This window comes from Spirosoma agri, from assembly GCF_010747415.1.
GTDB lineage: Bacteria > Bacteroidota > Bacteroidia > Cytophagales > Spirosomataceae > Spirosoma > Spirosoma agri.
This window is the reverse complement of sequence record NZ_JAAGNZ010000002.1, coordinates 860,475-874,336: the sequence shown is the minus strand read 5'-3', so window position 1 is coordinate 874,336 and position 13,862 is coordinate 860,475. Positions and strand designations below refer to the sequence as shown.

Sequence of the window (13,862 nt, the reverse complement as noted above, 5' to 3'; positions counted from 1 at the left end):
TGTCTATGTTAGCATCGGAACAGGACATAAAAAAAGCAGGCGAAAAGCCTGCTTTCATTCCTTATCGTATGGATTGATGCTTATTGATTCATGGCTTTGATGCCCATGCTGCGCTCGGTTTCTTTGATGATCGCTTTTTTCTCACTTTCGCTTTTACCGAGAACATTGGCCGTTCGTTCAAACACGAGTTCGTCCCCGTCTTTTTTAAACGTATACTGCATCCACAGCCGACCGTTTTCTTTGTCTTCGCGATGAATGACCGACGATGGAGCAGCCTCGTTCGGCGTTAGTTCCCGACTCGATCGGGCTGTCATGGATTGATCACGACTATCGTTTTCGTCTACATCGACATGAACACTGGCAACAGAAACCACGTCATCGTCGCGCTGAATTTTCCGTTGTTTTACCTCACGCTTACGTTCCTTAAACAATCCGGCATAACGACCATCAAACTCCTGGTCCAGCGAATCGAGAATATGACTTTCCAGCGCTTTAACCGCTCTGGCGTCCAGTTCCGACACATCGAATGACCGATTATAATGAAGCGAATGGCCTTCCTGTTCGGCATCGACACGAATGCGAAGTTGCTGACCGTTGGTCGTCACTTCTTTGCTGAACGACGACCGTTGCGCCACTGCGCTGAAGCCGATTGCTAGGAGGAGAAAAGTAAAGAACGTTTTCATGAATCGGCAGCGGTTATATCTTAATTAGAAGTAGGCGGAGTCGTGCTACAGTTTTACAGCCAGGATCATGCCAAGCAAAAATTTTACTGACTATCAATTGATTAACTCACTAATAACAAAAAAAACGTCCGATATCGGACGTTTTTCGTACGCCAATGGACAATTTTTTATTCGCTACGCAGACTTTTCACCGGATTCATCAGCGCAGCTTTGATGCTCTGATAACTCACCGTCAGCAAGGCAATAACAATAGCCAATAGACCCGCTACCGCAAAAACCCACCACTGAATGTCGATCTTGTAGGCGAAATCCTGCAACCACTTATCCATAGCATACCAGGCAATAGGCGAGGCAATCAGGATAGCGGCCACGACGAGTTTCATAAAGTCTCTGGAGAGTAAACTCACGATGCTGAACACCGATGCGCCCAACACTTTTCGAACCCCAATTTCTTTGGTACGCTGCTGAATCGTCAGCAAGGCAATCGCAAACAATCCCATACACGAGAGAATGATAGCAATCGCGGCGGCTGACGAAAAAATGTTGGACAGCCGTAGCTCCCGTTTGTACCACCGTTCGGTGTTTTCGTCCAGAAACGACCCGATAAACTCCTGTTTTGGCGCTACCGTTTTCCAGGTAGATTTAATTGTTTCCATCGCCTGGGTCAGATTCTTCGGGTTCACCCGTACCAGCACGTACTGAATAGGGTAACTTGATTGCATTTGCAGCACAATTGGATTGGCTTCCTGACGCAGCGAATACAGGTTGAAATCCGACACGACACCAACAATCTGGAATTGCTTATTATCCGGCTTGATGAATTTGCCCACCGGATTCGTTTCGCCCAGCCGTTTGGCCATACTTTGCGTGATCAGAACGTTCGTGCTCGAATCAGTACCGTAGGCTGCACTGAAATCCCGACCCTGCAAAAGCTTGATACCCATCGTTTTCAGGTAATCAGTATCGACCCGCAGCCAGTCGCAGGAGATATCCCGTTTCCCGTACATGAATCCGTAAACCGTCTGCGATGAACTACCATCCAGCCCGGCACCGATGTTGACACCACTCCCTGATACGGCAACGATGTTAGGCTGATTAGCCAACCGGTCGCGCATGGTCTTCAGTGCTTCACTGCCGTTCAGCTCATTCGACACGGGTATGCTCACGACCTGCTCCTTGTCCAATCCCACTGGCTTGTGCTGAAGATAATTGATCTGCTGACGGACAATAACGGTACAGACAATTAACAGACAGGCAATTGTGAACTGAGTGATAATGAGTGAGTTTCGCAACAAGCCAGGCCGACTTACTTTCACCCTTCCTTTCAGCACTTCCACCGCATTGAAACGGGTCACGAACCAGGACGGATAGCCACCAGCCACCAGCGTAATCAGCAAAAAGCCCAGGGCGGTTACCAGCAGGACCGACGGGGTCAGAAAATCGGCTATCGTCAGCTGGCTCCTAAACAGGCGATTAAACACAGGCATGAGGCCATACGCTATACCCAGGCCAATGAGCAAAGCAACAAAGCACAGTAGCACCGTTTCGCCCCATATCTGACCGAATAACTGGCTCCGTTTGGCACCCAGCGATTTCCGGACACCCACTTCCCGCGCCCGCGAGAGGGACTGAGCAATGGTCAGGTTAATAAAATTGATACAGGCAATAGCCAGGATGAACAGACCAACGAGCAGCAGCGTGAACACATAAGTCCGGCTAATGCCCGCACCATTCGTCGTTTCGGTATCAAAGTGAACAGTCAGCATGGGTTGAAGCAGCAGACTCCGCTGAAAACCCAGTTCATTAGTCGGATACCCCTGCTCCTTTCGTTCTTTTATGTCGCTGGCAAAATACTTATCCATGAATGCCTGGGTTCGCCGTTGCAGCGTTTGCGGGTCCGTACCGGCTTTCAGCTTGACGTACACATCGTGATTGCCATGATTCCATCGGTCTTTATACTCTTGATAATCAGCTGAATTTTCACTCCGTATCAACGCATCGTAGGAGATCGACGAATTTTTAGGGGCCTCACTGATGACACCGGTTACGTTAAACGTTTGCCAGTTGCCGTTCATCCGAAGCTGAAGGGGTTTACCAATGGGGTCTTCCTTGCCAAAAATGTCTTTAGCCATACGCTCGCTGATCACAATATCGCTCAGGCTGCTCATGGCGGTTCGAGCGTTCCCTTTCAGCATCGGAAACGAAAACATGTGCAGGAAATCAGCATCAGCCATGCGGACGTCTTTCGTGTACGTCTGATTATTCCGCCGAACACTCGCGCTCCGGTCGAACCAGCGCGTTACCCCTTCTATCTCCGGAAATTCGGCCTTGAGGTTGGGCGAAATCGGGTAAGGCATCGTGGATCCTTTTTCGGGTGTGCCATCCCGGTTCGACGACAGGAAATTCAGCCGGAAAATCTGATCGGCATTAGCATGGAATTTATCATACGATAACTCGAAACTGGCCGTCAGAAAGAGTAGTATCCCCGTGCCAAACGCTACCGACAGGCCAACGATATTGATCAGCGTGTGCGTACGATTTTTCCGAAGGGTACGAAAAGCAATTTTCAGATAATTACGAAACATGGCATTATGATGTGTTTTATTCCTCTGTAGAGACCGGTCGGAATGCCGCATCACCGCCGGTGCGGCATTACTATGTGTCTCATAGGCGTCAGCAATAATTCTGCGCTGAAAATAGGCTGACGTCAACAATTGCAGAATCGTTGCTGACGCATAGGAGACCGCACCGGCGGACCGGTCTCTACGTTAGTCGCCCCGCAGACTTGTTACGGGATTCATCAGCGCGGCTTTAATGCTTTGGTAACTCACGGTCAGGAACGCGATCAACACGGCAGAGACACCCGCCACGCCAAAAATCCACCAACCCAGATCAGTATGGTAAGCAAACGTTCCGAGCCACGTACTCACGGCCCACCAGGCCAGCGGGGAAGCCAGCACAAGTGCCATCAAGACCAGTTTCAGAAAATCTTTAGACAGTAGACCGACGATGTTTGTTACGCTGGCACCCAGCACTTTCCGAACGCTGATTTCTTTTGTACGCTGTTCGGCGGTGAAGGCTGCGAGCGCAAATAAACCCAGGCACGAAATCAGGATAGCCAGCAGTCCAAAGTAGTTGACCAACGTATTCACCTGTTGCTCACTCCGGTACAGACTCTCATATTCCTCGTCCACGAAATGATAGTTGAACGGATAATTCGGGTTGAATTCTTTCGAAAGCCGTTCCAGGTCAGCGATGGCCTGTTGGGTCTGTCCAGCCTGGGTTTTCACCAGCAGATAGCTCGTATTACGGGCATCGTACATGAGAATCATCGGCTTGATAGCCTCATGCAGCGAGTTGATATGGAAATCTTTCATCAACCCAATTATCTGCCCCTTGCCGGGCCAGAACTCAACTACTTTGCCAACTGGATCGTTCATACCCATTAGTTTGGCCGCAGCTTCATTGATGAGATAATTTGTGGAATCGGCAGGGTTGTCGGCCCGAAAGTCACGGCCATCAAGCAGTTTGATGTTCATGGTTTTCGTGAAATCACCCCCCACGAACATGCATGACACGCTGGTTTGCAGGTTCGGATCTTTACCCGGCCACTTGAGATCACCCGACGCGCTTTGCACGTTCACAGGCAGTGACATAGCCGTTGTTGCTGACACAATCGATGGGGTCCGCAGCACCTCCTGCCTGAATGCTTCTACCTTTTTGGGCTGACCGATTTCGCCCTCCAACGGCAGATAAACCACGTTTTCGCGGCCAAGGCCGAGATTCTTGGTACGCAGGTAGTTCATCTGCTTGCCGACCGCCAACATGCCAACGATGAGGAAAATGGACAGTGAGAACTGGAAAATGACCAGCGCCCGCCGGAACAGCGCGGGACCGGCACCGAACTGTAAACGCCCTTTGAGAATCTTGATCGGTTGCAGAGATGACAGAAAGAAAGCCGGATAACTACCCGACACAATACCGGTTATCAGCACCAGTACCAGAATGATAAGCCAGAGCGCTGGCTCAGCCAGATTGATCGTTAATTGTTTTTCAAACGTAGCATTGAACGAGGGCAGCACTGACCAGACCAACCCCAGCGCCAGAATGGCGGCCAGTAAACTCGTCAGCAGCGACTCGCTCAAAAACTGACCGACCAGCGATGATCGCATGGCCCCGACCACTTTCCGAACACCTACCTCTTTAGCCCGTATCGCCGAACGCGCCGTGGCCAGGTTCATGAAATTGATGCAGGCAATCAGCAGGATGAACAGCGCTACAATCGAAAATATGCGTACGTACTCGATCCGACCACCAATCGATTTACCATTTTTGTAATCGGCATATAAGCGCAGATCGGTAATGGGTTGCAGCGTCGGCCGTCCTGTCTCGAAATTCTTCCCGGCAAATCGTGGGTAAATATCGCTCATGGCCCGTTCGGCCTGGGCAGCCGTTGTATTGGGCTTCAGGCGCAGAAACGTCTGGAAAGAGTTGTTCCCCCAGGTTTTCATCCAGTCCTGCTCGTGCACTTTCCAGTTGACCAGCCAGCCGAATTGCAGTGTCGAATTGGTTGGCAAATTCTCGATAACAGCGCCGACAACATAAAATTTAGCGTTGTCGAGTTGCAGCGTTTTACCAACGGCCACCCCATTCGGGAAAAATTTTTCCGCTACTTTCCGGGTAATGACAATTTTGTTCGTTTGCGCTAACGCAGCTTTCGGGTTTCCGTCGACGGCAGGCAGATCGAACACGCTAAAGAAGTCGGGCGTAGCGAAATTGCCTTTTTCTTTGGCCGTTTTTTCCCCGACTTTAATCAGAAATTCCTGGCCGTAGTTGATTTTCGTTACTGCCGCTACTTCCGGAACGTCTTTCGCGATGGCTTCCTGCAACGGACCCGGCGTTACGGAGTTCGTCACGGTTTCCCCGTTATACGGAAAATTGACCCGGACATACTGAATGTTTTCGGCGTCGGGCAGAAACCGATCATAGCTAAGTTCATCCCCTACCCAGAGCCCAATCAAGAGACTACACGCCATACCCAGCGCCAAGCCAAACACGTTGATGGACGAGTAGAGCTTCTGTTTCAGCAGACTCCGAATAGCGATCTTAACGTAATTACGAAACATAAGGGTATGGTTTTGTAGAGACGCAATCCCTTGCGTCTCCTATGCGTCAGCAAAACCATCCGGCTAGGAGACGCAAGGGATTGCGTCTCTACTACACGTGGAAATTTTCGGTTACAACTTTACCATCGAACAGATTCACAATACGGTGCGCAAATCCGGCATCGTAGGGTGAGTGCGTGACCATGATGATTGTTGTACCTTCGTCGTTTAGTTCGCCCAGGAGTTTCATTACTTCCTCGCCATTTTTCGAATCGAGGTTACCGGTCGGTTCATCGGCCAGAATCAGCTTGGGTTTGGCCACCACGGCCCGCGCAATGGCTGTCCGTTGCTGCTGTCCACCCGACAGTTGCTGCGGGAAGTGATTGCGCCGGTGCATGATGCTCATGCGTTCCAGGGCCTCTTCGACCCGCGCTTTGCGCTCGTCGGCGGGCGTTTTGAGATAGAGCAGCGGCAGTTCGACGTTTTCGTATACGGTCAGTTCGTCGATCAGGTTAAAACTCTGAAACACGAACCCGATCGAGCCTTTCCGCAACTGGGCCCGCTGCCGCTCCGTCATTCGGGCTACTGCCGTGCCGTAGAAATTGTATTCGCCTTCGCTCGGATTATCCAACAGGCCGAGGATGTTCAGCAACGTGGATTTACCGCAACCCGACGGACCCATGATGGCCACGAATTCGCCGTCTTTAACGTCCATGTTGATACCATTGAGAGCGGTAGTTTCTACTTCTTCGGTAGCGAAGAGTTTCTGAAGGTTAACTGTCTGGATCATAATTTATAAGATGATTTCTAAACCGCTCAGGCGACCCTGCGGGATTCGGCTGATTTAAAATTCAAGTACTTCGTTATCACCAAAATTTTCGTACGAACTTGTTATCACCTGATCGCCGGGTTGCAGGCCATCCAGCACTTCGTAATATTCAGGGTTTTTACGGCCCAGCGTAATCTGACGTTTTACGGCCCGCTTGCCCGATTTATCCAGCACGTAGACCCAGTTGCCACCCGTGTCGGAGAAGAAACCACCAACCGGAAGCAGCGTAGCTTTGGCCGCTTTCCCTAACTCCAGTTGAATGGGCGACGATTGACCCCGTTTGATGCCTTCGGGCGTTCCTTTCGGAAAAATCATATCGACTTCAAACCGACCACTTTTCACTTCAGGATAGACCCGGCTAATGGCGAGTTCATGCGTTTTACCGTTGAACTCAAACGAGCCTTTCAGTCCCGAAAATACGCGGCTGATGTAATGTTCATCAATGCCAACCCGCATTTTAAACCCGTTCAGGTCATCGATCTGGCCGATGTTTTGGCCCCGGTTGATGTTTGAACCAACCTCCACGTCAATGCTCGACAACTGCCCGGACACCGGCGCTTTCACGACCAGATTATCCAGCGTCTGCTGCCAAAGAGCAACATTTCGCTGTGTGCGTTGCAGCGTACCTTCCAATTGCTGAATCTGGAGCTTCGAATTGTCTTCCTGATATTTCTGCGATTCAACTTCGATCTTCCGCTGTTCGATCAGTTTATTATAATCGATCTTCGCTTTCTGATAGTCCTGTTCCGAGATGACTTTATCTTTAAAAAGCTTCGTTTGACGATCAAAAATATCTTTCGCCTGTTCGGTTTGATAATCCAGATCCGACAGCGTTTTGCGAAGTGTATAGCGCTCAACCCGCAGCCGCTGACGGGTATTTTGTAAATCGTTGACGAGCCGGTTAGCTTCCGTTTCTGATTGCAGGAAGCTCAGTTTGAGACTCTGGTTTTCGAGCTTCAGCAGCACATCGCCCTTTTTGACCATCGTACCCCCTTCAACTAGTTTTTGGGTTACGTAGCCTCCTTCGATGGCATCCAGCCGGATCGTTTTCAGTGGCTGAACTACGCCCGTAACGGCGATAAAGTCTTCAAAGGGTCCGGTAGCGACGTTCGATACGGTTATTTTATCTTTTTCGACGTTCAGCTTCGACCGGCGGTCAGCAAACATGAACGTGTAAGCCAATAAGCCCAACACCAGCGTACTACCACCAAAAATTGCGATGCGTTGGGTTGTCCAGAAACGTTTAGGTAAGGCGCGATCCATTGTAATATTCTAGTAGCACAGTTAAGAAATAAGGCACTACGGTTGTGCTTTTCTCCTGTTGGGCCAATAGTCGTGCCAACTAATCGTACGTATTGATAATCAACAAACTAGCAAAAAAGACAACTGAACGCCTGTCCGCTTTCGGACAACTGGCTGTCCGGTTTCAAAACCGCGTCATTTACCGTCTGACATCGAGCAGAACATAAGGCTTCAGCGTCGTGGCCCGCGTGTTGTAATTCAGGAAATCGCCGGTCAGTTGGCTGATGTGAAAGTACGGAAAAATAGCCATGCGCCGAACGTGAAAACCGCGTACCTCCAGCGAATCGGCGTAGGTACTGGTAGTAAACACCTGTACAGACTGCCGACTGCTTAGTTGTCGCAATACCGAATCATCGCGAACATATTGAGTGGGAGCATGGGCGTAAAACTCATAGGACCAGGAGCTTTCGCCAAATGTGTCAGGGCCGTATAGTAGGGTGGGCCGCTGGGCGAGTTTCGGTTGGTCATTCACAAACTCGGCGGCTGTTAACCCCGCCTGATACTGCATGAATGTAGGATACAGAAACAGGTTCAGTACCCCCGCTACCAACAGCATCGTCCCCACCATGCGGCCCAGCAGCGACAGCATCGTGTTCTGCCGAAACAGCGTGAACGTAGCGAACACAATGACCAGTACCCAAACCAGCGCAATGCCCAGGTGGGTAGGCCGTACCACAACCAGCAGGGCAACAATCAGAACAACCAGTAAGCAGCCGATCACCGTTTGGCCGGTAATCCATCGACGGAGATTTGTTGGATTCAGACTAACCAGAAACTGCGCAGTAAGTACCGCGTAGAAGGGAAACACGATATTTATGTAATGCGGCAGCTGAAATCCGGATAGCGAAAACAGCGCAAATGTGGCCAGTCCCGACCCCAGCGAAACGTATTCTGGACATGGGTCCCGGCGTTTCACTATCCCAATAACGGCCTTTCCAACGCCGATATAGAGCGGCAGCGACCACGGCAGAAACGCCCAGAGCAACGTATGGACGAAGAAAAATTTGTCGCCCGCGCCCTTGATCGGACCTGTATTGAAAAAACGCCCGAACTGACTGTCCCAGAAGAAAAACCGGATACCCGACACACCTGTGCTGCCGAATATGACTTTCTCGGGATGGCTGTCAAATTGCGCGTACAAACAATAAATTTCGGGTAATGTGAAGACGAATGATAGAAGCACGGCCAGATACCAGCGGGGTTTCAGCAACTCGCGCCAGTTGCCGGTCAGCAGCCAGTGCAGCCCCAATCCCGCACCAATCGGAACGATCACAAATACGCCTTTGGTCATCATGGCGCAGCCCGTCAGAAACGAACCCGCAATCAGATGCAACCAGTTTTCAGATTGCGCATTGCCCGCAGTTTTGCCACCCAGAAAAACCCGATAAAAGTGGTAGACCGGCCCAATGATAAGCAACGTCAGGTACGGTTCGGCCCGCACGTCGCTGTTTGACAATACGCCGTGGAAGGCAGTCAGTAACACCAGCACCGCAATCTGTGCGGTCAGTTTGGGGTACGAAAGCCGAACAAACTTGTAGGTATAGACGGCGCTGCCCAGGTAAAAGAGCAGCGCGGGAAATTTATAGGCAAACGTGTTAATGCCGAAAACGAGGTAACCCAGGGCCGACACCCAGAACGGGAAATGGGGTTTATCGAGCCAGTCGAGACCAACGGCGTACAGATTGACAAAATCGCCGGTCTGAGCCATCGTTTTGGCAATGCAGGCATACAAGGCCCCATCAGGTTCCAGAATCGGCGCAAACAAACCAGTGGCGTTCAGAAATACGCCGGCGGCTACCAAAGCGTAAAACCAGCGATCGTTGAAAGGTGGGGTACTATCCGTCATTAGTAGGCGTAAATTCGTCGGTCAACGATCGACTGCCAGTAAATGACCATAAATCCCGACCAATGACCGCTTAACGACTTTTAACGGCGAAAGTACGTAAGAAATACTTAATTCGTTGTCGAAACGATACCTGCGTGCAACAATTCGATCGACTCTCTATCTTTGATCTATGCAAGATGCTAAACTCCTACTCGTCGACGATGATCCCGACGTGCTGCTGGCTGCCCGGTTGCTGCTAAAACGGCACGTTGGCGCGGTAGATATCGAAAAAAATCCCGAAAAACTGCCTTTCCTGCTCAACAACAATCGATACGATGCCATTGTGCTCGACATGAATTTCCAGCGCGATGTCAGCAGTGGCCGTGAAGGATTTGCCTGGCTTGATCGTATCTTAGACATCGACCCTGCTGCCCGTGTGATTCTGTTCACGGCCTATGGCGACGTTGAAATGGCCGTGCGGGCCATCAAAGCGGGTGCCGTTGATTTTGTGCTCAAACCCTGGCAAAACGATAAGTTTCTGGATACCATCCGGGGCGCGGTCGAAGGGCGCAAAGACGATAAAGACGATAGTGACAAGGGCGGGAAAGATAAACAATCGGCAAAAACCGCGGGAAAACATACGTCCATCATTGGCTCGGCCATGCGCCCGATACTGGAAACCGTCGAGCGGGTAGCCCCAACTGACGCCAACGTCCTGATCCTGGGCGAAAACGGAACCGGCAAAGATTTGATCGCGCGCGCCATTCACGAGCATTCGGACCGGAAAGACAAGCCGTTCGTGAGTGTGGATGTGGGCGCTCTGACCGAAAGCCTGTTCGAGAGCGAATTATTCGGTCACGTAAAGGGTGCGTTCACCGATGCCCGCGACGATCGCGCCGGTCGTTTTGAGGAAGCCAATGGGGGCACCATTTTCCTGGACGAGATTGGCAACCTGACCGCTTCACAACAGGCGCGGTTGCTGACGGTGTTGCAGCAACGGCAGGTAACCCGCGTAGGATCGAATAAAGCCCGTTCGGTCGATGTGCGGCTCGTCTGCGCGACGAACGCCGATCTCAACCAGCGCGTAGAAGAGCGGCAGTTCCGACAGGATTTACTGTACCGCATCAACACGATCGAACTTCACCTGCCCCCCTTGCGCGAGCGTCCGTCCGACATTGGGTTACTGGCCGAACATTTCCTGAAAAAATACGCAAAGCAATACAACCGGTCCGTTTCGGGACTGAGCCCGGCCTTGCTGGCCGAAATGAAACAATACCGCTGGCCGGGCAACGTCCGTGAGTTGCAACATGCGGTTGAACGGGCGGTGATTCTGGCTCGTCCGGAACTGGCGCAGGGCACCTTGCTCGAACCGGGTAATTTTGTCTTCCGGAAAGATTCATCGGCAACCGCGTCGCCGGTAAACGAAACGCTGCAGTTGGAGGATATGGAGCGGCAACTGATTCAGCAGGCCATGCAAAAACACCGGGGCAGCATCACGGACGTGGCGCGGGAGCTGGGCGTATCGCGGCAGGCCCTCTACCGACGACTGGAGAAATTCGGACTATAAGTTTTGTTTGATATGGAGTCGTTTTGGCTTACTACTAGTTCAAAACGACTCCATATCAGGCAAGGGATTTATCCCAGACGTTCCCGTAAAATAGCCAGAATTTGTTGCTGATTTTCTTCGATACGAGATTGGCCTTTCTGAAGGTCAACCACGTTTACTTTCAACTCCTGAATATTGGTTCCCTGCTCATCTAGGCGATCATATACCGTATCGAAACGGCCGTTGACTCCCTCGAAGCGATCGTCTACCGTATCGAAACGGCCGTTAACCGCTTCGAAGCGATCGTCTACCATATCAAAACGGCTGTTGACTCCCTCGAAGCGATCATCCACCATATCGAAACGGCCGTTAACTCCCTCGAAGCGACTATCCACTGCGTTGAAGCGGCCATTAACTAGTACGGTCAGATCAGCCAATCCTTTAGCTGTTATCTCAATAACAGTATTGTTTTTGGTCGCTAACTCAAAAATTTGTCCGTTGGATTCAATAAGTCGATCCGTTTTTTGAGCTACATCAGCTAGGACAGGCTCTATCTGATCAAGGCGTCTACCAGGTGTCATACAATCAGTACGGTTTTGCCGTAAATATACGCGAATAGAAATTACAACGACAAACACTACTGAACTAGTTCATATTCATTGAAAAGCAGTTCGTCAACTAACAACACTGCTTGATACGCCAAGCTCCTGCGCAATAGCCTCCTGCGATAGTCGCACAAGCTCATCCGGCGTTTGACCAGCGGGTTCAATGCCCGACAGCACCGTCCACGACATAGCCGAAAAAGAGGTTAGCGGAAATATACCGGTTGGGTTAAAATGACCGGTACCCCGAATGGCAATGGGAACGACGAGCGCAGACGGTGCCCGTTTCAGTAACATAGCCAGTCCACCAGCCACAAAAGGGCGCATCGTACCCGAAGCCGACCGCGTTCCCTCCGGAAAAATAACCGCCGAGTGTTTCGTCTGCTCGATGTGTTTGCCCAGCCGGGCAATCTCAACAATTGCCTGCTTCGGATCGTTACGATTGATCAGTGCGGCACCACTTTTGCGCAGATTGTACGATACGCCGGGTATACCACGCGCCAGTTCGACTTTCGACACAAAAATGGGCGTGTGCCGACGCATAAACCAGATGATCGGTGAAATATCGAACATACTCTGGTGGTTGGCCACAAAAATAATCGGGCGATTGGGGGGCAGGTCGGACCGTTGCCGAAGCTGTATGGTACTTCCGGTCAGGTACCAGCCATAAGCAATGAACGCGTTCATCCAGTCCACTACTTTTTTGTGCGCCGGTTTCCCAAATACGTGAAACGCAACGACCTGAAAGACGTGGAAAATAACCAGCGTCAAGCCGAAGTAGAGCAGATAAACCGCGCTTAACAGATAATCTAAAACTTTTTTCATAGAGCCGCGTTCGGCATTGCAATACGCCTGTTGCTAATTTTGCCCAAAAATAACAATCGGTGCGTTTTTGTTCGGCAGAAAAGATGAAGTAGACGAAATCTATGCTTTGTTTTTAACTGTACCTTGCAGGTTTATTGAATTGATTGCTCATATTCTTTGTTGATTTTACATGATTCTATCGGCTTCTCGTGTAGACGTAATGCGTTTCGTCGGCGAAAAAATAAACGCCTTGATTGGGGAGTATCTCAAACCCATCGAAACAAACTGGCAACCGACTGACTTTTTGCCGGATACCACGCAGGACAATTTTCTGGAGGAGATCAAACTTCTTCGCGAGAGTGTCCGCGAGTTATCTTACGACTACGTGGCTGTGCTCGTTGGTGACACCATTACCGAAGAAGCGTTACCCACCTACGAATCGTGGCTGATGGGTATGGAAGGCGTTGACCAGAGCAGTCCGCAGCACTGGACCCAGTGGATACGCGGCTGGACAGCGGAAGAAAACCGGCATGGCGACCTCCTCAATAAATTTTTGTACCTCTCGGGACGGGTCAATATGCGGGCGATGGAAGTATCGACGCAGTACCTGATCGCCGACGGTTTCGACATTGGTACAGGGCGCGATCCGTACCGCAACTTTGTTTATACATCGTTTCAGGAGCTGGCTACCAATATTTCGCACCGCCGAACGGCTACCCTATCTAAACAGTCGGGCTGTCCGCAGTTGTCGAAGATCTGTGGCGTGATTGCTTCGGACGAAATGCGCCATGCCAAAGCCTATAAAGCCTTTGTTGGTCAGATCTTCGAGGTCGATCCAACGGAAATGATGCTGGCCTTTGAGGATATGATGAAGAAAAAGATTGTGATGCCTGCTCATTTCCTGCGCGAAACCGGCGTTAAGATCGGGCAGACGTTCAGTCATTTTTCCGATGCAGCGCAACGGCTTGGTGTCTACACTGTTCATGATTACATCGACATTCTAGATGACCTGCTAGTTGACTGGAACATTGCGTCGATCAATGAGCTGGACGATGCTGGTCAGCGGGCCCGCGACTATTTGATGGCGCTCCCCAATCGACTGCGCCGGATCGCCGACCGGACAAAAGTGCCAACACTGGAGTATCCGTTCAGCTGGATCGCCTAGC

At 50.8% G+C, this 13,862-nt stretch carries 10 protein-coding genes; 2 read left to right on the top strand and 8 right to left on the bottom strand.

All coding sequences use genetic code 11. The features are described 5' to 3' along the window. Positions 1–80: 80 nt before the first annotated feature. The 6 genes from GK091_RS20310 to GK091_RS20285 all read right to left on the bottom strand — a co-directional run bounded on the left by GK091_RS20310 (position 81) and on the right by GK091_RS20285 (position 9,765). Complete coding sequence (locus GK091_RS20310; RefSeq protein ID WP_164041714.1) at positions 81–683, bottom strand: hypothetical protein; 603 nt, start codon at positions 681–683, stop codon at positions 81–83. Positions 684–850: 167 nt separating this feature from the next. Beyond that, entirely contained in the window at positions 851–3,268 is a 2,418-nt protein-coding gene (locus tag GK091_RS20305) for an ABC transporter permease (protein WP_164041713.1), read from the bottom strand. 183 nt (positions 3,269–3,451) lie between these two features. Next, positions 3,452–5,809 (bottom strand): ABC transporter permease, encoded by a 2,358-nt coding sequence (locus GK091_RS20300; RefSeq protein ID WP_164041712.1) that lies wholly within the window; start codon positions 5,807–5,809, stop codon positions 3,452–3,454. Positions 5,810–5,900: 91 nt separating this feature from the next. Then, the gene (locus GK091_RS20295; RefSeq protein WP_164041711.1) at positions 5,901–6,578 is read right to left on the bottom strand and encodes an ABC transporter ATP-binding protein; all 678 of its coding nucleotides are present in this window, start codon (positions 6,576–6,578) and stop codon (positions 5,901–5,903) included. A gap of 54 nt (positions 6,579–6,632) precedes the next feature. Continuing rightward, positions 6,633–7,880: an efflux RND transporter periplasmic adaptor subunit gene (locus GK091_RS20290; protein ID WP_164041710.1), complete on the bottom strand. Its 1,248-nt coding sequence runs from the start codon at positions 7,878–7,880 to the stop codon at positions 6,633–6,635. A gap of 178 nt (positions 7,881–8,058) precedes the next feature. Then, positions 8,059–9,765 (bottom strand): ArnT family glycosyltransferase, encoded by a 1,707-nt coding sequence (locus GK091_RS20285; RefSeq protein WP_164041709.1) that lies wholly within the window; start codon positions 9,763–9,765, stop codon positions 8,059–8,061. A gap of 169 nt (positions 9,766–9,934) precedes the next feature. Here GK091_RS20285 and GK091_RS20280 point away from each other — a divergent pair, with 169 nt between their 5' ends. Next, on the top strand, positions 9,935–11,311 hold the full coding sequence (locus GK091_RS20280; RefSeq protein ID WP_164041708.1) for a sigma-54-dependent transcriptional regulator: 1,377 nt from the start codon (positions 9,935–9,937) through the stop codon (positions 11,309–11,311). Between the two features lie 68 nt (positions 11,312–11,379). On the opposite strand, the gene GK091_RS20275 is transcribed toward GK091_RS20280, so the two are convergent. Together GK091_RS20275 and GK091_RS20270 are read right to left on the bottom strand one after the other, a co-directional pair. After that, complete coding sequence (locus GK091_RS20275) at positions 11,380–11,871, bottom strand: hypothetical protein (protein WP_164041707.1); 492 nt, start codon at positions 11,869–11,871, stop codon at positions 11,380–11,382. Between the two features lie 93 nt (positions 11,872–11,964). Next, complete coding sequence (locus GK091_RS20270; protein ID WP_164041706.1) at positions 11,965–12,717, bottom strand: lysophospholipid acyltransferase family protein; 753 nt, start codon at positions 12,715–12,717, stop codon at positions 11,965–11,967. Between the two features lie 199 nt (positions 12,718–12,916). Between GK091_RS20270 and GK091_RS20265 the strand changes: the two genes are divergently transcribed. Next, the gene (locus GK091_RS20265) at positions 12,917–13,861 is read left to right on the top strand and encodes an acyl-ACP desaturase (protein ID WP_164041705.1); all 945 of its coding nucleotides are present in this window, start codon (positions 12,917–12,919) and stop codon (positions 13,859–13,861) included. Position 13,862: the final 1 nt, after the last annotated feature.